Genomic DNA, 23,961 nt, shown 5'->3' with positions numbered 1-23,961 from the left:
ATGTTATTTGGAGGTCCAGTGATGACGCGATGCCTGTGGTTCATGGTGCTGTTCTCGATTTCGCCGCTGGCCCTGGCCAACGGGATCGACCTCAACGTCAACAACAAGGCGGCCCGGATCACCGCGGATTTCGACCTGTCGAACAACCTCGTCGTGGACGCTTCCTGGTTCCATCACCAGGACAAGGGCAACGTCCTCGGCGCTGGCCTGCATGTTACCGGGGCGGCGACCGGCGGTCGCGAGCCATTGCGTGCGGGTCTCGGCGGCCGGTTGCTGGCGATCGATGCCGACATCGGCTCGAATGACAGCGGCGCCGCGCTCCCGATCGGCGGCTTCGTCACTTACACCTTCCCGGAATACAACCGCTTCTCCGTCGGCGGCAGCGCCTATTATGCGCCCGATGTGTTGTCTTTCGGTGATGTCACGACCTACTGGGAATACACTGCCTGGGCCGGCTACAGCGTGTTGCGCAACGGCGAGGTTTACGTGGGCGTCCGCGGGATCAAGGCGGATTTCGAGGTGGGGCCGCGCTTGACCATGGACACGGGACTGCATGTCGGATTGCGGCTGCGTTTCTGAGGCGCGCATGGACGGTATTTCCGCGCCGGCGCTAGAATCGATCGCTTTAGACATCCTGCGGGGACCTCATGGCAGGCCATAGCAAGTGGGCGAACATCAAGCATCGCAAGGGCGCCCAGGACAAGAAACGCGGCAAGATCTTCACCAAGCTGATCAGGGAGATCACCAGCGCGGCGCGCGCCGGCGACGCCGATCCGGCGATGAATCCGCGCCTCCGGCTCGCGATCGACAAGGCGAAAGCGGCCAGTGTGCCGAAAGACACCATCGACCGGGCCTGGAAGCGGGGCAGCGGAGAGACCGACGGCGACGATTACCAGGAAGTCCGCTACGAAGGCTATGCGCCCGGCGGCGTCGCGGTGCTGGTCGAATGCCTCACCGACAATCGCAATCGCACCGTCGGCGAGGTGCGCCACGCCTTCACGAAGTGCGGCGGAAACCTCGGTGCGGACGGCAGCGTGGCCTACCTGTTCCAGCATTGCGGGGTGCTCAGTTACCCGTCCGGGACGAGTGAAGAGCAATTGATGAACGTGGCGCTCGAGGCCGGCGCAGAGGACATCGTGCCGAACGAAGACGGCTCGCTGGACGTGATCACCGCGCCGGCGGACTTCGAGGCGGTGCGCGAGGCGCTCGACCAGGCCGGCCTGGCCCCGGAAGAGGCCGAGGTCACGATGCGGGCCGCGACGGGCGTGGCGGTGGACGGCGAGGAAGCCGACCAGGTGCTGAAGCTCCTGGAAATGCTCGAGGATCTCGACGACGTGCAGGACGTGTACAGCAACGCCGAACTGTCCGACGATGTGCTGGTGGGAGCCTGAGGCCCGGCCGGGCAGCGGATGGTGACGGGCGCCCTGACCATCCTCGGCATCGATCCCGGCTCGCAGGTCACGGGCTTCGGCGTCATTGTCGTGGAGGGCCGGGCGATGCGCTACCTGGCGAGCGGCTGCATACGCACCCGTGGCGGGGAGATGGCGGATCGCCTGCGGATCATCTTCGAAGGAGCGACGCGGCTGGTGGATCAGTACCAGCCGGACGAGATTTCCGTGGAACGGGTGTTCATGCATCGCAACGCGGACAGTGCGCTGAAGCTGGGACAGGCCCGCGCGGCCGCGCTCTGCGGGACCTTCCTGCGGCCGACGCCGGTGCACGAGTATGCCGCGCGGGAGGTCAAGCTGGCCGTGACCGGCAGCGGCGCCGCAGAGAAGGTGCAGGTGGCGCACATGGTGCGCAAGCTGCTGGCGGTCCGCGGCCCGTTGGCTGCCGATGCCGCGGACGCCCTGGCCGTGGCGATCTGTCATGCTCAATTGCGCAAGGGCCGGGCGTTGCGGGCCGCGCTCGCCGGGGGAACGGGATGATCGGGTTTCTGAACGGTACGCTGGTCGCGCGCCATCCGCCGCAGCTGCTGGTGGACGTCGGTGGCGTGGGTTACGAACTCGAGGCGCCGATGTCCACGTTCTACCAGCTGCCGGAAACGGGCCAGCCCGTGCGAATCCTGACCCACCTGCTGGTGCGCGAGGACGCGCATGTGCTGTACGGGTTTGCCAGCGAGGCCGAGCGGCAACTGTTTCGCAGTCTCATCAAGGTCAGCGGCGTCGGCGCACGCATCGCGCTGGCCATCCTTTCCGGGATCAGCGTGGAAGCGTTCGTGCGCTGCGTGGAAGGGGCCGATGCCGCCTCGCTCACGCGGATCCCCGGCGTCGGGCGCAAGACCGCCGACCGGCTGATCGTCGAGATGCGTGACCGCCTGGAACAGGCGGGCTCGGCGCTCGTCCAGTCGATGCCGGCGGGCGTCGAAGGATCCGCGAGCGACGAGGCATTCGGCGCACTGGTGGCGCTGGGGTATCGTCCGCAGGAGGCCCAGCGTCTCCTGAAGCTCGTGGCCGATCCGGCACAAAGCACCGAGGGACTGATCCGGGCGGCCCTGCAGGCGGCGGCGAGGTGAACCATGATCGAACATGACCGCGTGGTGACAGCCGCCGCCGGCGCCGAGGACGAGGCGCTGGACCGGGCGATCCGGCCGCGCCTGCTGGAAGACTACGTCGGCCAGGCTTCCGTCCGGCGGCAGATGGAAATCTTCATCAAGGCAGCACGCCAGCGCGAGGAGGCGCTGGACCACGTGCTGATATTCGGTCCGCCGGGGCTCGGCAAGACTACCCTGGCCCATATCGTCGCCAACGAGCTGGGCGTCAGCCTCCGGCATACCTCGGGCCCGGTGCTGGAGCGCCCCGGCGACCTGGCCGCCATCCTGTCCAACCTCGAGCCGCGCGACGTGCTGTTCGTCGACGAGATCCATCGGCTCAGCCCGGTGGTGGAGGAAATCCTCTATCCCGCGATGGAGGATTTCCAGCTGGACATCATCATCGGCGAGGGGCCCGGCGCGCGCTCGATCAAGATCGACCTGCCGCCGTTCACCCTGGTGGGCGCTACCACGCGCGCCGGGTTGCTGACCTCCCCGCTGCGGGATCGCTTCGGCATCGTGCAGCGCCTGGAGTTCTACGACGACGCGGAGCTGGGGCGGATCGTGACCCGCTCCGCGGGCATCCTCGACGTGGAGATCGATCCGCAGGGCAGCCACGAGATCGCCCGCCGCTCCCGCGGCACGCCGCGCATCGCGAACCGCCTGCTGCGCCGCGTGCGTGATTTCGCCCAGGTCGAAGGCAACGGGCAGATCGACGCGGGCGTGGCGACCGCGGCGATGGACATGCTGGACGTGGACCCGCGCGGCTTCGACGTCATGGACCGCCGCCTCCTGTTGACGATCATGGAGAAATTCGACGGGGGTCCCGTCGGCGTGGACAGCCTGGCCGCCGCCATCGGCGAGGAGCGCGGCACGATCGAGGACGTGCTCGAGCCCTTCCTGATCCAGCAGGGCCTGATGATGCGCACCGCGCGCGGCCGCATGGCGACGCGACATGCGTACCTGCATTTCGGCCTGCCGGCGCCGGCCCGCGTCCTCGACCCGGAAACGCTCTCGCTGTTCCAGCAGGGCGACGACGGTTCGAGTTGACATGGGCCCGACCGTGACCGCGCGCTTCGAATGGCCCGTGCGCGTCTACTACGAGGACACGGACCTCGGCGGCGTGGTCTACTATGCCAACTACCTGAAGTTCCTCGAGCGGGCGCGTAGCGAGTGGCTGCGCCACCTCGGGGTCTCGCAGGTGCAGTTGCTCGAGTCGCAGCGCCTTCTGTTCGCCATCACGGCGGTCGAGATCCGCTACCACAGGCCGGCCCGTTTCGAAGACGCGCTCGTCGTCACCGTCGAGCTCGAAACACTGCGGCGAGCCAGCATGGTGTTTCGCCAGGCGATCCATCGCGGGGGCCCCGACGGGGAACTGTTGTGCAGCGCCCGGGTCACTGCAGCATGTCTCGATGCGGACAGCATGCGACCCAGGCCGCTGCCCGCGCATCTATTCCCGGAGTGAACCTGCATGCAGAATGAAATGTCGATCGCCCGACTGGTACTGGACGCGAGTCTCGTCGTCCAGCTGGTCATGCTGCTGTTGCTGCTGGCGTCGGTGGCCTCGTGGGCCGTGATCATCCAGAAGCGCCGGGTGCTGCGCCAGGCGCGCGCCAATGCCGAGAATTTCGAGAAGGAATTCTGGTCGGGCGGCGACCTGAACGGTCTGTACAAGCGGCTCGCCGGAAAGCCGGAAGGCAAGCTCGGCATGTCCGGCATCTTCGAGGCGGGCTTCCGGGAATTCAGCCGCCTGCGCAAGCAGGACGACCTGCAGGCGAGCCAGATCGTCGAGGGCTCCCGCCGCGCGATGCTGGTCTCCCAGATGCGCGAGGCCGACCGGCTCGAACAGAACCTCGCGATGCTGGCTACGGTCGGCTCGACCAGCCCCTACGTCGGGCTGTTCGGCACGGTCTGGGGCATCATGAATTCCTTCATCGCGCTGGGGAACGTGCAGCAGGCCACGCTCGCGATGGTGGCGCCCGGCATCGCCGAGGCGCTGATCGCCACCGCGATGGGGCTGTTCGCCGCCATCCCGGCGGTCATCGCCTACAATCGCTATGCGGACACCGTCGGGCGCATCGAGAGCCGCTACGACACTTTCGTCGAGGAGTTCTCGACCATCCTGCAGCGGCACGCGCGCCGTGCCGTGGAGAGCTGAGCCGTGCCGGCGGGGCGTCAGAAGCGCCGCTTGATGGGCGAGATCAACGTCGTGCCCTATATCGACGTGATGCTGGTGCTGCTGATCATCTTCATGGTCACTGCGCCGTTGCTGACCCAGGGCATCGAGGTCGAACTGCCGAAGGTCGGCGCGGAACCCATGGATCCCGACCGGTACATCGAATCCGAGGCCCTTGTGCTCTCCGTCGATCGGGACGGCCGCCTGTACCTGAATCTCGTCGAGCCCGAGACACCTGTCGATTCGGGCGTGGCGGTGGAACGCGCCGCAGCCTTGTTGAGTCGCAACCCGGACCGCCCCGTGATGGTGCGCGCCGATGCGCGGGCCAGCTACGGTGACGTGGCGGCGGCGATGCGCGTCCTGCAGGATGCGGGGGCGGGGCAGATCGGCATGGTCACCGACCCGGAGGAGCTGACGGCTCCGGGCGGGCGCTAGCGGTGCTGGAGTTCGCCCGGGAACATGCGCTGGGCCTGCTGGCTGCGGCGCTCATGCACGCGGCACTGATCGCGGCGCTGGTCGTCGGCCTGCCACAGGCGGAACGGCCGGTGGAACCCGTGGCGCGTCCGCCCGTGCAGGCGGTGGCCGTCAGCGAGGCGGACCTGCGCGCCGCCGAGCAGCGCCGCGACGAGGCGCTCGCGGCGGAACAACGCCGCCGGGAGGAGGCCGAACGGCAACGCCAGGAAGAGGCGCGCCGGGCAGCCGAGGCCGAACGGGAGCGACAGGCACAGATCCAGCGCCAGCGCGAACAGCAGGCGGCCGAGGCAAAAGCGGCGGCCGAAAGAGAGGCGCGCGAACGGGAAGCGGCTGCCGCGGCCGAACGCGCGGCGGAAGCGAAGCGCGCGGAGGAAGCCCGGCAGGCGGAAGCGGCCCGCAAGGCGGAGCAGGCCCGCAAGGAAGCGGAGGCGCGCGCCCGGGCGGAGGCGGAGGCGCGGGCCAAGGCCGAGGCGGAAGCCCGGCGCAAGGCGGAGGAGGCCGCGCGTGCCGAAGCGGCTCGCAAGGCCGAGGAGGCGCGGATCCAGGCGCAGCGCCAGCAGGAGCTTGCGGCGCAGATCGAGGCGGAGCAACGGCGCATGGCCCTGCAGCAGTCGTCCGAGTACGCCCTGTGGCTCGGCGCCATCCAGGACCAGGTGGCGCGCAACTGGAACCGTCCGCCGTCGGCACGGCCCGGCCTCGATTGCGAGGTGCGGGTGCAGCTGATCCCGGGCATGCAGGTGGTGAACACGGAGATCGTGCGCTGTAATGGCGACGAGGCGGTGCGCCGCTCCATCGTCGCCGCAGTCGAACGCGCCTCGCCGCTGCCGCGCCCGCCCGACCCGGCACTTTTCGAACGTACCATTGTCTTTGACTTCAAACCCGAGGATTGAACCTGCCCATGAGCCATACGATCACCGCAAGACTCGCCGGCCTCGTGCTGCTGCTGGCCGCCGTCGCGAGCCACGCCGAGCTGCGCATCGAGATCACCCGCGGCGTGAGCGAGGCGGTGCCCATCACGATCGTGCCGTTCGCCTACGAAGGCGACGGCGCCCCCGCCATCGACGTCGCGGGGGTCATCGAGGCCGACCTGGCGTTCAGCGGGCGCTTCGAGCCCATGGAGCGGCGCGACATGGTGTCGCGCCCGACCCGGCCCGAGGAGGTCCGGCTCGAGGACTGGCGTCTCCTGGATACGGACATCGTGGTGATCGGTCGGGTGAAGCCGGGCGCCGCGGGGCGCTACGAGATCGAGTTCCACGTGTTCGACGTGTTTCGTGGCCAGTCGCTGATGGCGTACAACCTGCCGGTCTCGGCCGACAACCTGCGCGGTGCGGCGCACCGGATCGCGGACATGATCTTCGAGAAGCTCACCGGCGTCCCGGGGATATTCTCGACACGCATCGCCTATGTCACCGTCGACCGGGCCGATGAGAAGTCTCTTTACCGCTTATGGTTGTCGGATGCGGACGGCGCCCGGGCCGGCGTGATCGCCGAGTCGGCCCGGCCGATCATGTCGCCGACCTGGTCGCCCGACGGGCGGCGGATCGCCTATGTGTCCTTCGAGACCGGCGTGTCGCGGATTTTCGTCCAGGAGCTGGCGACCGGACGCCGGGTGGCCGTTTCCTCGGCACCCGGAATCAACGGCGCGCCGGCCTGGTCGCCGGACGGCACCCGCCTGGCGCTCGTGCTCGGCGGGGTGGATGGCAATCTCGACATCCACGTGCTCACGCTCTCGGGCCGCAAACTGGACCGGCTGACCCGGCATCCTGCCATCGACACCGAGCCGGCCTGGTCGCCCGACGGCCGCAGCCTCTATTTCACGTCCGACCGCGCCGGCGGCCCGCAGGTCTATCGCGTGACGCTGGACGGTTCCAGCCCGCGCCGCGTCACCTTCGAAGGGAATTACAACGCCCGTCCGCGGGTGTCTCCGGACGGCGAGCAGCTGGCCATGGTCCATCGCGTGCGTGATAACTACCGGATCGCCATCATGGACTTGCGGCGTGGCGGGTTGCGTGTGCTCACCGACGGGGAGCAGGACGAGTCGCCGAGTTTCGCCCCGAACGGCAGCATGATCATTTTCGCCACCCGCGAGGGCGGCCGGGGCGTATTGGCCGCCGTGTCCAGCGACGGCCGGGTGCGCCAACGCATCGCGGGTACCGAAGGTGACGTCCGCGAGCCGGTCTGGTCGCCTTACGCGCGATGAATCGAAGGGTTAACATAGTCTTCAGCACCCGAATCCCGGGCCGGCGAGGGCGCCGGACCGAACCGACGAGGAAAATCACGACATGCCCATGCAAAAACTAGCCATCCTGATCGTCGCCGCGGCGCTGTTCGCCGGGTGCGCGCGCCAGACCAAGCCGGACGAAGAGGCCGCCGGCGTGGTCGAACCGACGGATGAGGAATTCGTCACCCAGCCGCTCACGGAGGACGAGTTGTTCGGCGACGGGCGCCCACTGGACGGGGAGTTCGGCGCCATCGATGCGCCCGAGGCCGTGATCGACCAGAGCGTGATCTACTTCGACTTCGATTCCTCTTCGATCCGTCCGGAGTACAGCGACACCATCGCCGCACATGCCGACCGGCTGGTGAACGATTCGGCCCAGGTGGTGCGGCTCGAGGGGCACACCGACGAGCGGGGGTCGCGTGAATACAACATCGGGCTCGGCGAGCGTCGCTCCCAGTCCGTGCGCCAGGCGCTGATGCTCCAGGGCGTGCGCGGCGACCAGATCATAACGGTCAGCTATGGCGAGGAGCAGCCCGCCATGTCCGGCAGCGATGATGAAGCGTGGGCGATGAACCGCCGCGTGGAAATCGTTTACCTGCGATGAATATTCCGCAGAGATTCACCCGTGGCGCGCTCTTCCTCGTCATGGGGCTCGGGGTGGCCGGTTGCGCCGTGCCGCCGGAAGAAGATCCCGTGCTGATCAAGCTCGACGAGCTGGACAGTCGCGTCGCTTCCATCGAGCGCGTCGTGCGCAATGAAAGCCTGCTGCGGATCGCCAATGAGCTTGCGGTGCTGCGCGACGAGGTGCGTGAGCTGCGCGGCCAGACCGAGGCACTGCAGTACGAGGCCGAGAGCGGCGTCACTCGCCAGCGCGACCAGTACCTGGACCTCGACCAGCGCCTGCAGTCGCTCGAGCGCCGCACCCGGAGCGGCGACACGGCGCCCGGGCTGGCACCGGTCGGCGAGACCGTGCCTTCCACGGGCACCCTGCCGTCGACCGCCGAGCCCGTGCAGTCGTCTTACCAGGCCTCCCTGGAGCTCTTGCGCCAGGGACGCTACGAACAGGCCGAGGCGGGCTTCAGGCAGTTCCTCATCGACTCTCCGGACAGTGAGCTGGCCGATAACGCGCGCTACTGGCTCGCCGAGACGCACTACGTCAATCGGGAGTTCGAGACGGCCCTCGAGACCTTCCGTCTCATGCTCGAGCAGTATCCGGACTCGCGCAAGGCACCGGACGCGCTGCTGAAGGCGGGCTTCTGCGAGTACGAACTGGAGCGCTGGGCCGATGCGCGCGCCACGCTCACGGCGGTCGTCGAGCGTTACCCGGAGTCGACCGCGGCCCGCCTGGCGACCCAGCGACTGGAAAGGATGGGCGCGGAGCGCCGCTAGCGAGCCATGGCCAGCGTTGCCCGCGATGCGGATCCGGCTGAGCAGTCGCTGCGCATCACAGAAATATTCTGTTCGCTCCAGGGCGAAGCGAGCAGCGTGGGCTGGCCGACCGTTTTCGTGCGGCTGACGGGCTGCCCGTTGCGTTGCGGCTATTGCGACACGGCCTACGCATTCCACGGCGGCGAGCGGCGCTCCATCGCCTCCATCGCCGCCGAGGTCGAAGCCCACGGCACGCGGCATGCCTGCGTGACCGGCGGTGAACCGCTGGCGCAGCGAGGGTGCACCGCACTGGTGACCCGCCTGTGTGATGCCGGGCTGCAGGTCTCCGTGGAGACGAGCGGCGCACTCGATATCTCCGTGCTCGACCCGCGCGCGCAACGGGTCATGGACGTCAAGACCCCGGGATCCGGGGAGGTGGCACGCAACCTGCCGGACAACCTGGCGCATCTGCGGTCCCGCGACTGCGCGAAGTTCGTGATCTGTGATCGAGGGGACTACGAGTGGTCGCGGGAGTTCGTCCGGCGCCACGAACTCGGTGCGCGTTGCGAGGTCCTCTTTTCACCGTCCTGGGGCCAGTTGCCGGCGGGCGAGCTGGCGGACTGGATCCTGGCGGACGGGCTGGGGGTGCGCTTCCAGCTGCAGTTGCACAAGGTGCTGTGGGGCGATGTACCGGGACGCTGAAGACCATGACCGGCGCGCGGTCGTGCTGCTCTCGGGCGGGCTGGATTCGACGACCGTGCTGGCCCAGGCGCTCGCGGCAGGCTACGAATGCCACACGCTGAGCTTTCGCTACGGACAGCGCCACGAGACCGAACTGGAGGCGGCGGCACGCATCGCCGCGGCACTGGGCGCGCGCTCCCATCGGGTCGTCGCCATCGACCTCGGCGCGATCGGGGGCTCCAGCCTGACGGATGCGCGCATGGCGGTCCCTGAAACGCCGACCACCGGGATTCCGTCCACCTATGTGCCGGCGCGCAATACGGTGTTTCTCGCCCTCGGCATGGGGGTCGCCGAGGTCCTGGACGCCGGCCACCTCTTCATCGGCGTCAATGCCGTCGATTACTCCGGTTACCCGGACTGCCGGCCCGAGTTCATCGCCGCCTTCCGGCGCCTCGCCGGGCTTGCGACGCGCCGGGCGGTCGAAGGCGCGCCGCTGGAGATCCACGCGCCCCTGCTCGAGGCCACCAAGGCGGATATCATCCGGCGCGGGATCGCGCTGGGCGTGGACTACGGCCTCACGGTGTCCTGCTACCAGGCCGACGCCGACGGGCGGGCCTGCGGCGTATGCGACTCGTGTCGCCTGCGGCAGGCGGGATTCGTCGCCGCGGGCGTGCCGGATCCGACGCGATACCGCGACTAGCCCGCATCAGCTAAACTGTCGCGCCCACGGAAACCCGCCGGCGGGGTGAAACAGGGGGCCGTTAGCTCAATTGGTAGAGCACCGGACTTTTAATCCGATGGTTCTGGGTTCGAGTCCCAGGCGGCCCACCATCCCTGCTGATCCGCGCGTCTATACTTTCCTGCAATGCGTCGAACGCGGCGCGCATTCCCAGGAGGCAAGCGCTTGAGACGAAGCCTGGTACAGGTGTCTTTGCTTCTCGTGTTCGTGCTCGCCGGCGCATCGCAGGCGGGCGCACGCGATCCCGGCAAGACGATTTTCGGCTATGTCGAGCGGGTCGTGATCTCCGCGGAGGGGCTCAGCCTCAAGGCGCGTCTGGATACCGGCGCGCTGACCAGTTCGCTCGATGCGCACAATATCGTCCGTTTCCGGCGCGGCGATGCGCGCTATGTCCGCTTCGACGTCCGCGATCCCGCGACCGACGAGTACGTCACCCTGGAGCGCCCGCTGGTGCGCAACGTCCGCATCCGGCAGCACGAGGGCCCGCCCGTCCGCAGGCCGGTCGTGAGGATGCGGCTCTGCCTGGGACACCTGGTCCGTGAGGTGGAAGTCAACCTCACCTCCCGCAAGCAGCTGATCTATCCACTGCTGATCGGCCGCAGCGCCATGCGGAGTGCAGTGATCGTCGATCCGGACCTGACGTTCACCAGCAGGCCGAAGTGTGATCTCGCGGAGCTCGCTGAGTGAGACTGAGGCACCTGTTGATCCTCGTGCTGGTCCTGAGCGTGATCGGCACGGGTTTCTTCGTCTTCAAATGGCAGGTGCTCGGCTTTCCCCTCAGCGCGGATCGCGACGCGGACACCTGGACCGTGGAGGCGCGCGTCGCCTTCAGCCGGAGCACCGCCGGGCCGGTGAAGGCGAGCTTCGGTCTGCCGTCCGAGCCCCCGGGCTTTCGCATTTTCGACGAGCAATTCATCTCGCGCGGTTACGGCCTGGCGCTCGAGGGAGAAGGGGAGTCCCGTCGCGCTGTCTGGTCCCTGCGCCGGGCGCGAGGCGAACAGGCGCTCTACTATCGCGTGACCTTGTTCCGGGACCGGACCCACCAGCCGGAACGGCCGGTGCCGGGGTTTCCGCCGGTACCGCGACTCGAGGAACCCGAGGCATCGGCCCTCGACGAGCTGGTGACCCGCGTGCGCCAGGAGTCTGCCGATATCGCCACGTTCGCGGCCGGTGCCATCCGCGTCGCACAGGGGACGGAAGGTGCGGTGCGCCTGTTCACCGGGGCGCGGCCCGATCCCGCGGCGCAGGCCGACCTGGTCATCAAGATTCTGCATTCGGCGCGCATTCCCGCGCAGGTGATCCAGGCGCTGCGCCTCGCTGACGACCGTCGCGATGCCGAGCTCGAATTCTGGATCATGGTCCACAACGGCAGCGAATGGCTCTATTTCGATCCGCGCGAGGGCCGGCGCGGATTGCCGGCCAACACGCTGGTGTGGTCCTGGAGCGGGGAGCGGGTGCTCGAGGTCGAAGGGGCCCGCTCGCCGCGGGTCAGTTTCTCGATGCGTTACACGATCGAAGACGCTTTGCGTGTCGCCGAGTTCCGCGCCCAGCGGGATCATCCGCGGATCGTCGATTTCTCGTTGCTGAACCTGCCGCTCCAGACGCAGTCGCTCTATTCCATTCTCCTGCTGGTGCCGCTCGGCGCCTTCCTCGTGGTGCTGTTGCGCAACGTGGTCGGAATCAGCACCTTCGGTACTTTCATGCCGGTGCTCGTCGCGATGGCGTTTCGCGAGACACAGTTGCTGAACGGGATCGTGCTGTTCGTGCTGATCGTCGCGGCGGGCCTGTCGATCCGCTTCTATCTCGAGCGGCTGCGGCTGCTTCTCGTGCCGCGCCTCGCGGCCGTGCTGACCGTCGTCGTGTTGTTGATGGCGCTGGTCAGCATCGTGACGCACCGCCTCGGCATCGAGGTGGGACTGTCGGTCGCCCTGTTCCCGATGGTGATCATCGCGATGACCATCGAGCGCATGTCGATCCTCTGGGAGGAGCGCGGCCCGGCCGAAGCCATCAAGGAAGGGATCGGCACGCTGGTCGCGGCCGCCGTGATCTACCTCGTCATGATCATGCCCGCCGTCCGATACTTCCTGCTGGTGTTTCCGGAGACGCTGCTGGTGGTGCTCGCCGCGATCCTGCTGCTCGGGCGCTACACCGGCTACCGCCTCACCGAACTGCTGCGGTTCCGCGCGCTCGCCGGAGGCGGCAAGTGATCCGGCGACGCTGGCGCGCCTTGCAGGCGGCCGGGGTGATGGGCATCAATCGGCGCAATGCGGATTACATCATGCCGCTCAATCCGCGCCGCAATTTCCCGATCGTGGACAACAAGCTGCTGACCAAGGAGCGGGCGATCCTGCATGGCGTCCCGGTGCCGGAACTCTATGGCCAGCTTTCGACGCCGCACGAAATCCGGGATCTCGCCGGCATGATCGCCGGCAAGCCCGGCTTTGTCGTGAAACCGGCGCACGGCAGCCAGGGTGACGGCATCCTGGTGATCATGGAGCAGCGCAAGGGCCGCTACCGCACCGCGGGCGGACGGCTGCTCGACGAGGCGGACATGGAACACCACATCACCAACGCCCTGAGCGGCCAGTTCAGTCTCGGGGGGTTGCCCGACCAGGTGATGGTGGAATACCGGGTGCGCTTCGACCCGGTGTTCGACGAGGTCAGTTTCCAGGGGGTCCCCGACCTCCGGATCATCGTCTACCGCGGTTTTCCGATCATGTCGATGGTGCGGCTGCCGACCCGCCAGTCCGACGGTAAAGCCAATCTTCACCAGGGCGCGATGGGTGCCGGGATCGATATCGCCACCGGCTTGACCCTGCCCGCCGTGGCCCCCGGCAATATCGTGCTCGACGAGCATCCCGACACCGGCGCGAGGATCTCGGGCCGGACGATTCCCCACTGGAAAGAAGCGCTGCACATGGCCGCGCGTTGCTATGAGCTGGCGGGCCTCGGCTATCTCGGCGTGGATATCGTGCTGGATGCGGAACGCGGCCCGCTGCTGCTGGAGCTCAACGCGCGTCCGGGCCTGAACGTGCAGATCGCCAACGGGGACGGCCTGCGGCGGCGTACCGAGGCCTTCGATCCTCTCGGGGAGCGTGCGCATACACCGCTCGAGCGAGTGGCGCTGGCGCGTGACATGGCGCGCCGGGGTTTCAGGGCGGATCACGCGGCCTGACTGCCGCGCCGCCGCCGGCACCATCGGCGTCATCGCCCGGGGCACCGTGACGGCCCGCGCCGGCGGCGAAGGCCGCCGCACCGCGCAAGCCGTCTGCGCGCAGGACATCGAGACCGGCCTGGAACTCGGCGCGCAGGGCGGCTTCCTCGTCGCTGAACGCACCGAAGCGGGCGGCCGCACGATCGCCGCGCAGGCAGGCCTGCGGCAGAGCGGCGAGTTCCGCGGCCAGCGCCATGGCTGCATCCACCGCGTCCCCGGGTGCCACGACCCTGTCGCACAGGCCGATGGCATGGCACTCGGCGGCTTCGATTCGGCGCCCGGTGAGGACCAGGTCGAGGGCACGGCCCTGCCCGACGAGCCGCGGCAGGCGCACCGTGCCGCCGTCGATCAGCGGCACGCCCCAGCGACGACACAAGACCCCCATCCAGGCATCCCGTTCCATCACGCGCATATCGCACCACAGTGCGAGTTCCATGCCACCCGCGACCGCTGCACCCGCGATCGCCGCGATGACCGGCTTGCCGAGGCGCAGGCGTGTCGGACCCATGGGACCGAGCGGCGGCTGTCCGGTCTCGCCGAAATGCAGTTGCGCCAGCCAGTCCGCGGCCTCGCCCCGGGAGAGCGTCTTCAGGTCGAAACCGGCGCAGAAGCTGCCGCCGGCGCCCGCCAGGACGGCGACCGCCGCCTCGTCATCCGCTTCGAAAGCTACGATCGCGCGATAGAGCGCGAAGGCCGTCGCCGGATCGACGGCATTCCTCGCGTCCGGCCGATCCAGCGTGATCAGGGTGACGGCGCCTCTCCGGCTGGCCGACACGGTCTCCGGGCCCGATGTGGATGCGTCAGGTGGCATGCGTGGAAGCCCTTGATTTGAAAGGATACAGTCTACATGTTAGGGTGTGGGCGGTAAAAAACACTCGCTGGAGACCGTCGCCCGCGCGGCACCCAAGCCGATGATGCGTGCCGGACCAGACCGCCCGCCGGTCGTTGCGATCCTCCCGGGGTCGCGTGGATTTGCCCGCCAGGGCAAGTGGCCGATTGAGCAGGCGAACGATTCGATTCTGACCCATTCTTTGGACGGGGCGTGGCCGAGAGCCGAAGCCCTGAGGAGCTGTTTCTGATGTGTGGCATTGCCGGCGAAATGCGCTTCGACGGGGCCGGGGCCGATATCGGTCGCGTGCAACGGATGCTCGACCTGATGAGCGCGCGCGGACCGGACGACGACGGACTGGTGTCGCAGGGTCCCGTTGCGCTCGGCCATCGTCGCCTGGCGATCGTGGACCTGTCCGAGCGCGGCGCGCAGCCGATGCGCGACCAGGAACTCGGCCTGACCATCGTTTTCAATGGCTGCATCTACAACCACGACGAGTTGCGCAGGCGCCTCGGCGAACTGGGCTACCGTTTCTATTCCCGCAGCGACACCGAAGTGATCCTCAAGGCCTACCATGCCTGGGGCGAACGCTGTCTCGACGATTTCATGGGCATGTTCGCGTTCTGCATTCGCGAGCACGAGTCGGGCCGGCTGTTCCTGGCGCGCGATCGGCTGGGCATCAAGCCGTTGTATTACACCCTCGACGGCGGGGCTTTCCGCTTCGCCTCCACGCTGCCGGCGCTGGTTCGCGACGGCTTGTCGAGCCATGCAGTCGATCCCGCGGCCTTGCATCACTACATGAGTTTTCATTCGGTGGTCCCGGCCCCGCACACGTTGTTGTCTGCGGTGCGCAAGGTTCCGCCGGGACACTGGATGCGCATCGAGGCGGACGGACGGATCCGCGAGCAGGCTTTCTGGTCGCTGCAGTTCGGCCCGCGGGAGGGGGATCCGCAGACGGATCGCGAATGGGAGGATGCCGTGCTCGAATCGATGCGCGTCGCGGTGCGGCGGCGCCTGACGGGCGACGTCCCGGTGGGCGTGCTGCTCTCCGGCGGGCTCGACTCCAGCCTCATCACGGGGCTGCTCGCGCGCGAGGGCGTGCCGCACCTGAATACCTTCACGGTCGGTTTCGAGGACGTCGGCAAGGAGGAAGGCAACGAGTTCCGTTACTCGGACCTGGTCGCGCGGACGTTCGGTACCGAGCACCACCAGGTGTTCATCGATTCCGCCACGCTTCTCCAGCATCTCCCGGGCTGCTTCTCCGCGATGTCCGAACCGATGGTGAGCCACGACAACATCGGCTTCTACCTGCTGTCTCGCGAAGTCTCCAAGCACGTCAAGGTGGTGCAGAGCGGGCAGGGGGCAGACGAAGTTTTCGGCGGTTACCACTGGTATCCGCCCCTGCTGGACAGCACCGACCCGGTGGCGGACTACGCGCGGGTGTTCTTCGATCGCGACCACGCCGGCTTCGCGGAGGCGATCGAGCCCGGGCTGGTTGGCGATGACCATAGCCGGGCCTTCGTGGCAGCCCGCTTCGCCGACACGCAAGCCGAGGCGCCCGTGGACAAGGCGCTGCATCTCGATACCACGGTCATGCTCGTGGATGATCCGGTGAAACGCGTGGACAACATGACGATGGCCTGGGGGCTCGAGGCGCGCACGCCGTTTCTCGATCACGAGGTGGTCGAACTCGCGGCGCGATGCCCGGCGCGACTGAAGCTCGCCCAGGAGGGCAAGGGCGTGCTGAAGGAGGCGGCCCGGCGCGTGATCCCGGACGGCGTGATCGATCGGCCGAAAGGCTATTTTCCCGTGCCGGCGCTGAAATACCTGCGTGGCGAGAGCCTGGAGATGGTCCGCGATGCGCTGTCGAGCCGTCCGGCGCGCGAGCGCGGCGTGTTCCGACGCGACTACGTGGAAAAACTGCTGTCCGAGCCGGAACAGCATCTCACGCCGTTACGCGGCTCTAAGCTATGGCAGATCGCGGTATTCGAACTCTGGATGCAGACACACGGCCTGTGACGGGACCTGGCGCACAGCCGACCACCAGCGGGACACCGTCCCCGGGGGGAAGAACATGACTTCCGACAGATCGCGTCACCGCCTCGAACGCAAGGGGTCGGCCACGTTGCGCGGTTTCGGGGAGGACGATCCGCGCCACAAGGGAATGCCGCTCAAGCCGAATGCCGTCGTGGATTGCGGCTGGGGCCGGCTGGTCTTCGCGCACACTTTCGGCGACAACGCCGAACTGGCCCGCACCCTGCTGGAAGAGGAGCCGGGCCGGCGCGATATCGGCCTGTACCTGCGCGATCCGCACGTGGTGCTGGCGATGGCGCCGCAGGAACTGTTTCTCGATCCCTCCCACACCTATCGGCTGTGGTTCCACAAGTATCTCTCGGCGCGCGTGCAGCCGCGCGGATTCCGCGTGCGCCGCCTGCGGGACCGGAAGGATGCGGAAGCCATCTACAACCTGTTGAACAGCCGCCGGATGGTGCCGCCCGACCCGGATTTCATCATGGCGCGCCGCAAGTCCCGGACCCTGTCTTTTTTCGTTGCGGAGGACGAGGAGAGCGGCCACATCATCGGGACGGTGACCGGTGTCGATCACGTCCACGCCTTCGGCGATCCGGAGAAAGGTTCCAGCATGTGGTGCCTGGCCGTCGATCCGCAGGCGGCCCAGCCGGGCATCGGCCGTGCCCTGGTCGCCCTGGTGGCCGATCATTACTCCGCGCGTGGACGGGCCTTCATGGACCTGTCGGTCATGCATGACAACGAGGCGGTGATCCGGCTCTACGAGAAGATGGGCTTTGAGCGTGTCCCGGTGTTTTCCATGAAGCGCAAGAACGCGATCAACGAGCCGTTGTTCGTCGGTCCGGAAACCTATGACGCGCTCAACCCCTATGCGCGGATCCTCGTCGACGAGGCGCGGCGCCGGGGCATCGGGGTCGAACTCGTGGATGCCGAGGAGGGGTATTTCGCGTTGACGCTGGGCGGCCGCAGCATCATCTGCCGGGAGTCGCTCACCGAGTTGACGAGCGCCATCGCCATGAGTCGCTGTGACGACAAGCGCATCACTCGCAAGGTGCTGGCTGCGGTGGGGCTGGAGGTGCCGGCGCAACGGATGGCCGGCGAGGCCGATGCAGACGAGGCCTTCCTGCGCGAGCACGGCCGCATCGTGGTCAAGCCGGCGCGCGGGGAGCAGGGCAACGCCGTGGCCGTCGATATCACGGAGCCCGCGGACATGGTCGCCGCCATCGAGGCCGCGGCCCGGACCGGATCGCAAGTGATTCTCGAGGCCTTCGCCGAGGGCGAGGACCTGCGCATCGTGCTCATCGATTACGAGGTGGTCGCTGCGGCGCTGCGGCGGCCCGCCGAGATCACCGGCGACGGCCAGCACGATATCCGCACCCTGATCGAGAAACAGAGCCGCCGGCGTGCGGCGGCCACCGGCGGCGAGAGCAGGATCCCGCTGGACGGGGAGACCACCCGGTGCATCGTGCGCCAGGGCCATGCGCTCGAGGACGTCCTGCCGCTCGGTGAGACCCTGCAGGTGCGCGACACCGCGAACCTGCATACCGGCGGCACGCTCCACGACGTCACCGACGCGCTCTCGCCCGCGCTGCGCGCCGTCGCAGAGCGTGCCGCGCGGGCGCTCAGCATCCCTGTGGTCGGGCTCGACCTGCTGGTGCCCGACCCGGCCGGCGACGAGTATGTGATCATCGAGGCCAACGAACGCCCCGGGCTCGCAAACCATGAACCGCAACCCACGGCCGAGCGGTTCGTGGATTTCCTCTTTCCCCAGACCGTGCAGGTGAATGATGACGCCACTGTCGATTGATCTCGATTATCTCCAGGAAGTGCTCATGGAGCTGCTGCGGATCCCCAGCCCGGCGGGATTCACGGACGAGGCCGTGCGCTGTACGCTGCGGCGCCTGGAGGCGCTGGGCATTCCCACCGAGATCACGCGGCGCGGCGCGATCCGCGCCGATCTCAAGGGTGCGCAGGGCAGTCCCGACCGGGCGATCGTCACGCACCTGGACACCATCGGCGCCATCACCGCCGGCCTCAAGGACAACGGGCGGCTCGAGCTGCTGCCGATCGGCACCTGGTCGAGCCGCTTCGCCGAAGGCGCACGGGTCACCGTGTACACCGACGAACGCACGTACCGGGGAACCATTCTGCCGGTGAAGGCCTCGGGCCATGCCTACGACCTCGAGATCGACAGCCTGCCGGTCAGCTGGGATTCGGTGGAGTTGCGGCTCGACGAGGAATGCTTCACCCGCGCCGACCTGTTGCGCCTCGGTCTCAATCGGGGTGATTTCGTCGCGGTCGACGCCCAGCCGGAGATCACCGAATCGGGCTTCATCAACTCGCGCCACCTCGACGACAAGGGCGGCGTCGCTACGGTGCTGGCCGTCGCCAAGGCCCTCGTCGAGAGCAAGACGCCCTTGCCGGTGGATTGCCACCTGCTGTTCACCATCAGCGAGGAGGTCGGCTCCGGCGCCTCGGCCGTGTTGCATGGCGACGTGGCCGAGATGGTCACGGTGGATACCGGCCCCGTCGCGCCGGTGCAGGCCGGTGACGAGTTCGGGGTCACGATATGCATGAAGGATTCGGCCGGACCTTTCGACTATCACCTGACACACAAGCTGCTCGACCTGTGCAACGACTACGGCATCCGGCACCAGCGCGACGTGTTCCGCCATTACCGCTGCGACAGCGCGTCCGCCATCGAGGCGGGCAACGACATCCGCACTGCGCTGGTGTGTTTCGGCACCGATGCGACCCATGGCTACGAGCGTTGCCACCTGCGTGCGCTGCAGGCGCTCGGCGACCTGCTTGCGCTGTATGTGCAAAGTCCCCCCGCCGTGCGCCGGGACCGGCTCGGGCTCGGCTCTCCGGAAGGCTTTACGCACCTGCCCGTGGGCGATAACTGAGCCGGAATCGCGCCGGGCCGCCCGGCCCGGGTCCGCCCCGGTGCCACATCGAAACGTCGGTCGGTTATACTCGCCTGTAAAGCTTATTTGGGCATCGGGTTCGCATGTCCGGTGCCGGTCACCACAGCTGAACAGGCCCCGCATGCCGACCAGAATCCGTCGTGGTTACGACCTTCCTCTCGAGGGCGTTCCGCAGCAAGTCATCGAGCCGGCGCGTCCGACTGCAGCCGTGGCGGTGCTCGGACGCGATTACCTCGACCTGCGCCCCTCCATGCACGTTCAGGAAGGCGATCGCGTCCGGCTCGGGCAACCGCTGTTCAGTGACCGGCGCCGCGAGGGCGTGACGGTGACCTCGCCGGGCTCAGGTGTCGTGACGACCGTGTTGCGCGGGGCGCGGCGTGTCCTGCAGTCGGTGATCATCAGGCTGGAGGGCGAGGACGAGGAGGTCTTCGACCGCTGGGATCCGGACGAGCTGGCCGGCCTGGACCGCGACCTCGTGATCGGCAACCTGACCCGTTCCGGGCTGTGGTGCGCCTTGCGCACCCGACCCTGGAGCAAGGTGCCGGATCCCGCGACGACCCCCCACGCGCTGTTCATCACGGCGACCGACACGAACCCGCTGGCGCCCGATCCGGCGGTCGTGATCGGCGAGTCACGGGAGGATTTCGTCAACGGCGTGAGCGTGTTGTCGCGCCTCACGACCGGGCAGACCTTCGTCTGCACCGCCGCGGGCAGCGAGATCCCGGTGCCCGGGAACATGCCCGGGATCCAGGTCGCGGAATTCACCGGGCCGCATCCGGCCGGCCTGGTCGGCACCCATATCCATTTCCTCTACCCGGTGAGCGCCGAGCGCAGCGTCTGGCATCTCGGTTACCAGGACGTGATTGCCGTCGGGCGGTTGTTCACCACCGGCCGGCTGGACCCGAGCCGCGTCGTGTCGCTCGGCGGCCCGGCAGTGAAACGGCCGCGCCTGTTGCGGACGCGGCTTGGCGCGCACATCGAGCCGCTGGTGCAGGGCGAGATCGAGGAGGGTATCGAGTGCCGCGTGTTGTCGGGCTCGGTGTGGTCCGGTTATCGCGCCACCGGCTGGGCCGGCTATCTCGGCCGTTACCACCAGCAGGTGACGGTCATCGCCGAAGGCCGGCAGCGAGAGTTCATCGGCTGGTTGCGGCCCGGCGGCGAAAAGGTCTCCGTGACGCGTGCCTTCCTGTCCAGTTTCAGCTCCGCCGCACGGCGATTCGCCCTGAATACCAGCCAGAACGGCAGCCCGCGGGCCATGGTGCCCATCGGTTCCTATGAGCGCGTGATGCCGCTGGAGATCCTGCCGACACAACTGCTGCGTGCGCTGGTCGTCGGCGACACGGACGAAGCCCAGCGACTGGGGGCCCTCGAGCTCGACGAGGAGGATCTCGCCCTGTGCACCTTCGTGTGCCCGGGCAAGTACGACTACGGCCCCGTGCTGCGCACTCGCCTCGAACAGATCGAAAAGGAAGGCTGATGAAGGGCTTGCGCAAGTTCCTGGACCGCATCGAGCCCATGTTCACGCGCGGCGGGCGCTTCGAGAAGTTCGGCGCGTTCTACGAGATGCTGGACACGTTTCTGTACACGCCCGCCGACGTGACGCGCAGCGCGCCGCACGTGCGCGATGCGATCGACCTCAAGCGTGTCATGACCTACGTCGTGATCGCGGTGCTGCCTTGCGCGCTGTTCGGCATGTACAACATCGGCCTGCAGGCCAACCTGGCCATGGCCGAGATGGGCATCGCCGGGGCAGACGGCTGGCGGGGTGCCGTGCTCGCGACTGCCGGCATCGGCTACGACCCGGACAGCCTCCTCGACTGTTTCTGGCACGGCTTCCTGTATTTCCTGCCCGTGTACATCGTGACGCTGGTCGCCGGCGGGTTCTGGGAAGTGGTGTTCGCGGTGACCCGCAACCACGAGGTCAACGAAGGCTTCCTGGTCACCTCGATGCTCTACACGCTGATCCTCCCGCCGACGATTCCGCTGTGGCAGGTGGCGCTCGGGATCAGTTTCGCGGTCGTCATCGGCAAGGAAATTTTCGGCGGCACCGGAAAGAATTTCCTCAACCCCGCCCTGACCGGCCGGGCCTTCCTGTATTTCGCCTACCCGGCGCAGAACTCGGGCAACGATGTCTGGGTGACGGTGGACGGGTTCACCGGCGCCACGCCGCTGGCTCTCGCGCCCCAGGGCGGGCTAGAGGCCATCCAGGCGGCGGGATACACGTTGTCGGACCTCTGGATGGGTTTTCTGCCCGGCACGATCGGCGCGGAGTCGGCTTTCGCCTGCGTCATCGGTGCGGTCTTCCTGCTGTACACGCGCGTCGCGTCGTGGCGCATCATGCTCGGCGTTTTCGCCGGACTCGTCGCCACGGTGCTGCTGTTCAATGTCGTCGCGGGACCGGACAGCAATCCCTACCTGCACCTCCCCTGGCAGTGGCATGCCCTGGCCGGGGGCTTCGCTTTCGGCCTCGTGTTCATGGCGACCGACCCGGTGAGCGCCTCCATGACGTCCAGGGGAAAATACATCTATGGTGCATTGATAGGGATCCTCACGGCGTTGATCCGCGTGGTGAATCCCGCGTTTCCCGAGGGGATCATGCTGGCGATCCTGCTGGCGAACGTGTTTGCCCCCCTGATCGACTATTTCGTCGTGCGGGCCAACGTGCGCAAGAGGGCGCGCCACTATGTCTGAGCAAAACCGGAATCCGACCGGCCTGTTCGGCCGCCTCGCGGCGCTGCCGAACGACAGCATCGCCAAGATGCTGCTGGTCACGGTGACTCTTTCGCTGGTGTGCTCGGTGCTCGTGTCGTCCTCCGCGGTGCTGCTGAAACCACTGCAGATGCGCAACGTGGAGCTGGCGCGCAAGGCGCGGATCCTGGAAGTGGCGGGGCTGATGGAGCCGGAACGCTCGATCGAGGAACTGTTCGCGGGCGTCGAACCCCGGCTGGTCGAACTCGACACCGGGGAGTTCAGCGAGGCCTTCGATCCGTCCACTTACGACCAGCGGATCGCGTCGCGCGATCCCGATCTCAGCCGCGCGATCGAGCCTTGGAACGACATCGCGGGGATCGGGCGGAAGCCGAAGTATGCGCCGGTGTACCTGGTGGAATCCGGCGGTGAAGTGGAAAAAGTCATCTTGCCGGTGCACGGCTACGGGTTGTGGTCGACCATGTACGGATTTTTGGCCTTGTCCGGTGACGGCCAGGAAGTGCTCGGCCTGACGTTCTACCAGCATGCGGAAACCCCGGGACTCGGCGGCGAGATCGAGAATCCCCGCTGGCTCGAGCGCTGGGTCGGCAAGCGGGTCTACGGGCCGGAAGGCGACGTGCGGCTCCAGGTGGTCCGCGGCAGCGTCGGTCCGGGCGACGAATGGGCGGACTGGGCGATCGACGGGATTTCCGGCGCGACGCTGACCGCCGACGGCGTCAGCAACATGGTCAAGTACTGGCTCGGCGAGGACGGCTTCAAGCCGTTTCTCGTCCGGCTGCAGGAGGAGGGCGCATGAACACGACGGGCAAGATACTTCTCGAACCGGTCATCGACCGCAACCCCATCACCCTGCAGATCCTGGGGGTGTGCTCGGCACTGGCCGTGACGACCCAGATGATTCCGTCGTTGATCATGGGCCTGGCGCTCATTTTCGTCATCGCCGCCTCGAGTGCGGCCATCAGCATGATTCGCAATCACATGCCGGGCAACATCCGCATCATCATCCAGATGACGATCATCGCCTCGCTCGTGATTCTCGTCGACCAGTTTCTCAAGGCCTTCGCTTACGACATCAGCCGGCAGCTGTCCGTGTTCGTCGGCCTGATCATCACCAACTGCATCGTGCTCGGACGCGCCGAGGCATTCGCCTCCAGCAACCCGGTCGGCCCCAGCGTGCTCGACGGCATCGGGCACGGCATCGGCTATGCGCTGGTGTTGCTGGTGGTGGCGTTCTTCCGCGAACTGTTCGGTTCCGGGAAGCTGTTCGGCATCGAGATCCTCCCCCTCGCCAGCGAGGGGGGCTGGTACCTGCCCAACGGGCTCATGCTGCTCGCGCCCTCCGCGTTCTTCATCATCGGGCTCATGATCTGGGCGATCCGGACCTGGAAGCCGGCACAGGTGGAGAAACCCGAATACCAGATCCATGTCGTGCACCGCACGGAGGCGCTGTGATGGAAGGACTCATCGGCCTTTTCCTGCGAGCGGTCTTCATCGAGAACCTGGCGCTCGCGTTTTTCCTCGGCATGTGCACTTTCCTGGCGGTATCGAAGAAAGTGGAGACCGCCATCGGGCTGGGCCTCGCCGTGGTGGTGGTGCAGGCCATCACCGTGCCGGCCAACAGCCTGATCTACCAGTTCATCCTGCGTCCCGGCGCGCTCGACTGGGCGGGCTTGCCCCAGGTGGACCTGTCCTTTCTCGGCCTGATCACCTACATCGGGGTGATCGCCGCCATGGTGCAGATCCTCGAGATGACGCTCGACCGCTTCTTCCCCGCCCTGTATTCGGCATTGGGCATCTTCCTGCCGCTGATCACCGTCAACTGCGCCATTCTCGGCGGCAGCCTCTTCATGGTGGAGCGGAACTACGATTTTGCCCAGAGCGTGACCTACGGGATCGGCAGCGGCGTGGGCTGGGCGCTGGCGATCGTCGCGCTGGCGGGGATCCGGGAGAAGCTGAAATACAGCGATGTGCCGGACGGGCTGCAAGGCCTCGGGATCACGTTCATTTCCACCGGCCTGATGGCGATGGCCTTCATGGCATTCTCCGGGATCCAGGTGTAGGGCGG

26 protein-coding genes and 1 tRNA gene are annotated in these 23,961 nt (G+C 67.4%); 26 read left to right on the top strand and 1 reads right to left on the bottom strand.

Annotated features, from left to right (window positions below):
* Positions 1-21: 21 nt before the first annotated feature.
* The 18 genes from G6032_RS09835 to G6032_RS09750 all read left to right on the top strand — a co-directional run bounded on the left by G6032_RS09835 (position 22) and on the right by G6032_RS09750 (position 13,364).
* Positions 22-579 (top strand): YfaZ family outer membrane protein, encoded by a 558-nt coding sequence (locus G6032_RS09835; RefSeq protein WP_165281951.1) that lies wholly within the window; start codon positions 22-24, stop codon positions 577-579.
* Positions 580-647: 68 nt separating this feature from the next.
* Positions 648-1,391, top strand: a complete 744-nt coding sequence (locus G6032_RS09830) for a YebC/PmpR family DNA-binding transcriptional regulator (RefSeq protein ID WP_165281950.1) — start codon at positions 648-650, stop codon at positions 1,389-1,391.
* Positions 1,392-1,412: 21 nt separating this feature from the next.
* Entirely contained in the window at positions 1,413-1,928 is a 516-nt protein-coding gene (ruvC, locus tag G6032_RS09825) for a crossover junction endodeoxyribonuclease RuvC (RefSeq protein ID WP_346763792.1), read from the top strand.
* Positions 1,925-2,515 carry a Holliday junction branch migration protein RuvA gene (ruvA, locus tag G6032_RS09820; RefSeq protein WP_165281948.1) on the top strand — a complete coding sequence of 197 codons (591 nt, stop codon included), beginning with the start codon at positions 1,925-1,927 and terminating at the stop codon, positions 2,513-2,515. The genes ruvC and ruvA overlap by 4 nt, the downstream gene beginning before the upstream one ends.
* A 3-nt stretch (positions 2,516-2,518) precedes the next feature.
* Positions 2,519-3,580 (top strand): Holliday junction branch migration DNA helicase RuvB, encoded by a 1,062-nt coding sequence (gene ruvB, locus G6032_RS09815; protein WP_165281947.1) that lies wholly within the window; start codon positions 2,519-2,521, stop codon positions 3,578-3,580.
* Between the two features lies 1 nt (position 3,581).
* Positions 3,582-3,995: a tol-pal system-associated acyl-CoA thioesterase gene (gene ybgC, locus G6032_RS09810; RefSeq protein ID WP_165281946.1), complete on the top strand. Its 414-nt coding sequence runs from the start codon at positions 3,582-3,584 to the stop codon at positions 3,993-3,995.
* A 6-nt stretch (positions 3,996-4,001) separates the two neighbouring features.
* Positions 4,002-4,688, top strand: coding sequence for a protein TolQ (gene tolQ / locus G6032_RS09805; RefSeq protein WP_165281945.1), 687 nt, complete (start codon positions 4,002-4,004; stop codon positions 4,686-4,688).
* 3 nt (positions 4,689-4,691) lie between these two features.
* Positions 4,692-5,141 carry an ExbD/TolR family protein gene (locus tag G6032_RS09800; protein WP_346763791.1) on the top strand — a complete coding sequence of 150 codons (450 nt, stop codon included), beginning with the start codon at positions 4,692-4,694 and terminating at the stop codon, positions 5,139-5,141.
* 2 nt (positions 5,142-5,143) lie between these two features.
* Positions 5,144-6,070 carry a cell envelope integrity protein TolA gene (gene tolA, locus G6032_RS09795; protein WP_165281944.1) on the top strand — a complete coding sequence of 309 codons (927 nt, stop codon included), beginning with the start codon at positions 5,144-5,146 and terminating at the stop codon, positions 6,068-6,070.
* An 8-nt stretch (positions 6,071-6,078) separates the two neighbouring features.
* A complete protein-coding gene (tolB, locus tag G6032_RS09790; protein WP_165281943.1) occupies positions 6,079-7,380 on the top strand; it encodes a Tol-Pal system beta propeller repeat protein TolB in 1,302 nt (433 codons plus the stop codon).
* Between the two features lie 82 nt (positions 7,381-7,462).
* Positions 7,463-8,005 carry a peptidoglycan-associated lipoprotein Pal gene (gene pal, locus G6032_RS09785; protein WP_165281942.1) on the top strand — a complete coding sequence of 181 codons (543 nt, stop codon included), beginning with the start codon at positions 7,463-7,465 and terminating at the stop codon, positions 8,003-8,005.
* On the top strand, positions 8,002-8,790 hold the full coding sequence (gene ybgF, locus G6032_RS09780) for a tol-pal system protein YbgF (RefSeq protein WP_165281941.1): 789 nt from the start codon (positions 8,002-8,004) through the stop codon (positions 8,788-8,790). The genes pal and ybgF overlap by 4 nt, the downstream gene beginning before the upstream one ends.
* Before the next feature lie 6 nt (positions 8,791-8,796).
* Positions 8,797-9,471 carry a 7-carboxy-7-deazaguanine synthase QueE gene (queE, locus tag G6032_RS09775; protein ID WP_165281940.1) on the top strand — a complete coding sequence of 225 codons (675 nt, stop codon included), beginning with the start codon at positions 8,797-8,799 and terminating at the stop codon, positions 9,469-9,471.
* Entirely contained in the window at positions 9,455-10,150 is a 696-nt protein-coding gene (queC, locus tag G6032_RS09770) for a 7-cyano-7-deazaguanine synthase QueC (RefSeq protein WP_165281939.1), read from the top strand. The genes queE and queC overlap by 17 nt, the downstream gene beginning before the upstream one ends.
* A gap of 55 nt (positions 10,151-10,205) precedes the next feature.
* Positions 10,206-10,281 (top strand) — tRNA-Lys (locus G6032_RS09765).
* 73 nt (positions 10,282-10,354) lie between these two features.
* Complete coding sequence (locus G6032_RS09760) at positions 10,355-10,876, top strand: RimK/LysX family protein (protein WP_165281938.1); 522 nt, start codon at positions 10,355-10,357, stop codon at positions 10,874-10,876.
* The gene (locus tag G6032_RS09755) at positions 10,873-12,396 is read left to right on the top strand and encodes an inactive transglutaminase family protein (protein ID WP_165281937.1); all 1,524 of its coding nucleotides are present in this window, start codon (positions 10,873-10,875) and stop codon (positions 12,394-12,396) included. The genes G6032_RS09760 and G6032_RS09755 overlap by 4 nt, the downstream gene beginning before the upstream one ends.
* A complete protein-coding gene (locus G6032_RS09750; RefSeq protein WP_346763790.1) occupies positions 12,393-13,364 on the top strand; it encodes an alpha-L-glutamate ligase-like protein in 972 nt (323 codons plus the stop codon). The genes G6032_RS09755 and G6032_RS09750 overlap by 4 nt, the downstream gene beginning before the upstream one ends.
* Here G6032_RS09750 and G6032_RS09745 read toward each other — a convergent pair.
* Positions 13,342-14,214, bottom strand: coding sequence for a crotonase/enoyl-CoA hydratase family protein (locus G6032_RS09745; protein WP_165281936.1), 873 nt, complete (start codon positions 14,212-14,214; stop codon positions 13,342-13,344). The genes G6032_RS09750 and G6032_RS09745 overlap by 23 nt on opposite strands.
* Positions 14,215-14,481: 267 nt before the next feature.
* Here G6032_RS09745 and G6032_RS09740 point away from each other — a divergent pair, with 267 nt between their 5' ends.
* The 8 genes from G6032_RS09740 (at position 14,482) to nqrE (ending at position 23,956) form a co-directional block, all read left to right on the top strand.
* A complete protein-coding gene (locus G6032_RS09740; protein WP_165281935.1) occupies positions 14,482-16,251 on the top strand; it encodes an N-acetylglutaminylglutamine amidotransferase in 1,770 nt (589 codons plus the stop codon).
* Between the two features lie 55 nt (positions 16,252-16,306).
* Positions 16,307-18,067 carry an N-acetylglutaminylglutamine synthetase gene (ngg, locus tag G6032_RS09735; protein ID WP_165281934.1) on the top strand — a complete coding sequence of 587 codons (1,761 nt, stop codon included), beginning with the start codon at positions 16,307-16,309 and terminating at the stop codon, positions 18,065-18,067.
* Complete coding sequence (locus tag G6032_RS09730; protein WP_165281933.1) at positions 18,045-19,166, top strand: osmoprotectant NAGGN system M42 family peptidase; 1,122 nt, start codon at positions 18,045-18,047, stop codon at positions 19,164-19,166. The genes ngg and G6032_RS09730 overlap by 23 nt, the downstream gene beginning before the upstream one ends.
* Before the next feature lie 142 nt (positions 19,167-19,308).
* The gene (locus G6032_RS09725; protein ID WP_165281932.1) at positions 19,309-20,664 is read left to right on the top strand and encodes a Na(+)-translocating NADH-quinone reductase subunit A; all 1,356 of its coding nucleotides are present in this window, start codon (positions 19,309-19,311) and stop codon (positions 20,662-20,664) included.
* Positions 20,664-21,878, top strand: coding sequence for an NADH:ubiquinone reductase (Na(+)-transporting) subunit B (locus G6032_RS09720; protein WP_165281931.1), 1,215 nt, complete (start codon positions 20,664-20,666; stop codon positions 21,876-21,878). The genes G6032_RS09725 and G6032_RS09720 overlap by 1 nt, the downstream gene beginning before the upstream one ends.
* On the top strand, positions 21,871-22,692 hold the full coding sequence (locus tag G6032_RS09715) for a Na(+)-translocating NADH-quinone reductase subunit C (RefSeq protein WP_165281930.1): 822 nt from the start codon (positions 21,871-21,873) through the stop codon (positions 22,690-22,692). The genes G6032_RS09720 and G6032_RS09715 overlap by 8 nt, the downstream gene beginning before the upstream one ends.
* The gene (locus G6032_RS09710; RefSeq protein WP_165281929.1) at positions 22,689-23,348 is read left to right on the top strand and encodes an NADH:ubiquinone reductase (Na(+)-transporting) subunit D; all 660 of its coding nucleotides are present in this window, start codon (positions 22,689-22,691) and stop codon (positions 23,346-23,348) included. Before G6032_RS09715 ends, G6032_RS09710 begins: the two co-directional genes overlap by 4 nt.
* Positions 23,348-23,956, top strand: coding sequence for an NADH:ubiquinone reductase (Na(+)-transporting) subunit E (gene nqrE / locus G6032_RS09705; protein WP_165281928.1), 609 nt, complete (start codon positions 23,348-23,350; stop codon positions 23,954-23,956). The genes G6032_RS09710 and nqrE overlap by 1 nt, the downstream gene beginning before the upstream one ends.
* Positions 23,957-23,961: the final 5 nt, after the last annotated feature.

Origin of the sequence: Wenzhouxiangella sp. XN24, assembly GCF_011064545.1 — a bacterium.
Classification (GTDB): domain Bacteria; phylum Pseudomonadota; class Gammaproteobacteria; order Steroidobacterales; family XN24; genus XN24.
The sequence above is the reverse complement of the archived record's forward strand: the minus strand, read 5'-3'. Positions and strand labels throughout refer to the sequence as shown.

Bases quoted from the DNA above. Each gene is read 5' to 3' on its own strand.
- G6032_RS09835 (WP_165281951.1), top strand. From the start codon at position 22: ATGACGCGATGCCTGTGGTTCATGGTGCTGTTCTCGATTTCGCCGCTG.
- G6032_RS09830 (WP_165281950.1), top strand. From the start codon at position 648: ATGGCAGGCCATAGCAAGTGGGCGAACATCAAGCATCGCAAGGGCGCC.
- ruvA (WP_165281948.1), top strand. From the start codon at position 1,925: ATGATCGGGTTTCTGAACGGTACGCTGGTCGCGCGCCATCCGCCGCAG.
- ruvB (WP_165281947.1), top strand. From the start codon at position 2,519: ATGATCGAACATGACCGCGTGGTGACAGCCGCCGCCGGCGCCGAGGAC.
- ybgC (WP_165281946.1), top strand. From the start codon at position 3,582: ATGGGCCCGACCGTGACCGCGCGCTTCGAATGGCCCGTGCGCGTCTAC.
- tolQ (WP_165281945.1), top strand. From the start codon at position 4,002: ATGCAGAATGAAATGTCGATCGCCCGACTGGTACTGGACGCGAGTCTC.
- tolB (WP_165281943.1), top strand. From the start codon at position 6,079: ATGAGCCATACGATCACCGCAAGACTCGCCGGCCTCGTGCTGCTGCTG.
- pal (WP_165281942.1), top strand. From the start codon at position 7,463: ATGCCCATGCAAAAACTAGCCATCCTGATCGTCGCCGCGGCGCTGTTC.
- ybgF (WP_165281941.1), top strand. From the start codon at position 8,002: ATGAATATTCCGCAGAGATTCACCCGTGGCGCGCTCTTCCTCGTCATG.
- queE (WP_165281940.1), top strand. From the start codon at position 8,797: ATGGCCAGCGTTGCCCGCGATGCGGATCCGGCTGAGCAGTCGCTGCGC.
- queC (WP_165281939.1), top strand. From the start codon at position 9,455: ATGTACCGGGACGCTGAAGACCATGACCGGCGCGCGGTCGTGCTGCTC.
- G6032_RS09745 (WP_165281936.1), bottom strand. From the start codon at position 14,214: ATGCCACCTGACGCATCCACATCGGGCCCGGAGACCGTGTCGGCCAGC.
- G6032_RS09740 (WP_165281935.1), top strand. From the start codon at position 14,482: ATGTGTGGCATTGCCGGCGAAATGCGCTTCGACGGGGCCGGGGCCGAT.
- ngg (WP_165281934.1), top strand. From the start codon at position 16,307: ATGACTTCCGACAGATCGCGTCACCGCCTCGAACGCAAGGGGTCGGCC.
- G6032_RS09730 (WP_165281933.1), top strand. From the start codon at position 18,045: ATGATGACGCCACTGTCGATTGATCTCGATTATCTCCAGGAAGTGCTC.
- G6032_RS09725 (WP_165281932.1), top strand. From the start codon at position 19,309: ATGCCGACCAGAATCCGTCGTGGTTACGACCTTCCTCTCGAGGGCGTT.
- G6032_RS09720 (WP_165281931.1), top strand. From the start codon at position 20,664: ATGAAGGGCTTGCGCAAGTTCCTGGACCGCATCGAGCCCATGTTCACG.
- G6032_RS09715 (WP_165281930.1), top strand. From the start codon at position 21,871: ATGTCTGAGCAAAACCGGAATCCGACCGGCCTGTTCGGCCGCCTCGCG.
- G6032_RS09710 (WP_165281929.1), top strand. From the start codon at position 22,689: ATGAACACGACGGGCAAGATACTTCTCGAACCGGTCATCGACCGCAAC.
- nqrE (WP_165281928.1), top strand. From the start codon at position 23,348: ATGGAAGGACTCATCGGCCTTTTCCTGCGAGCGGTCTTCATCGAGAAC.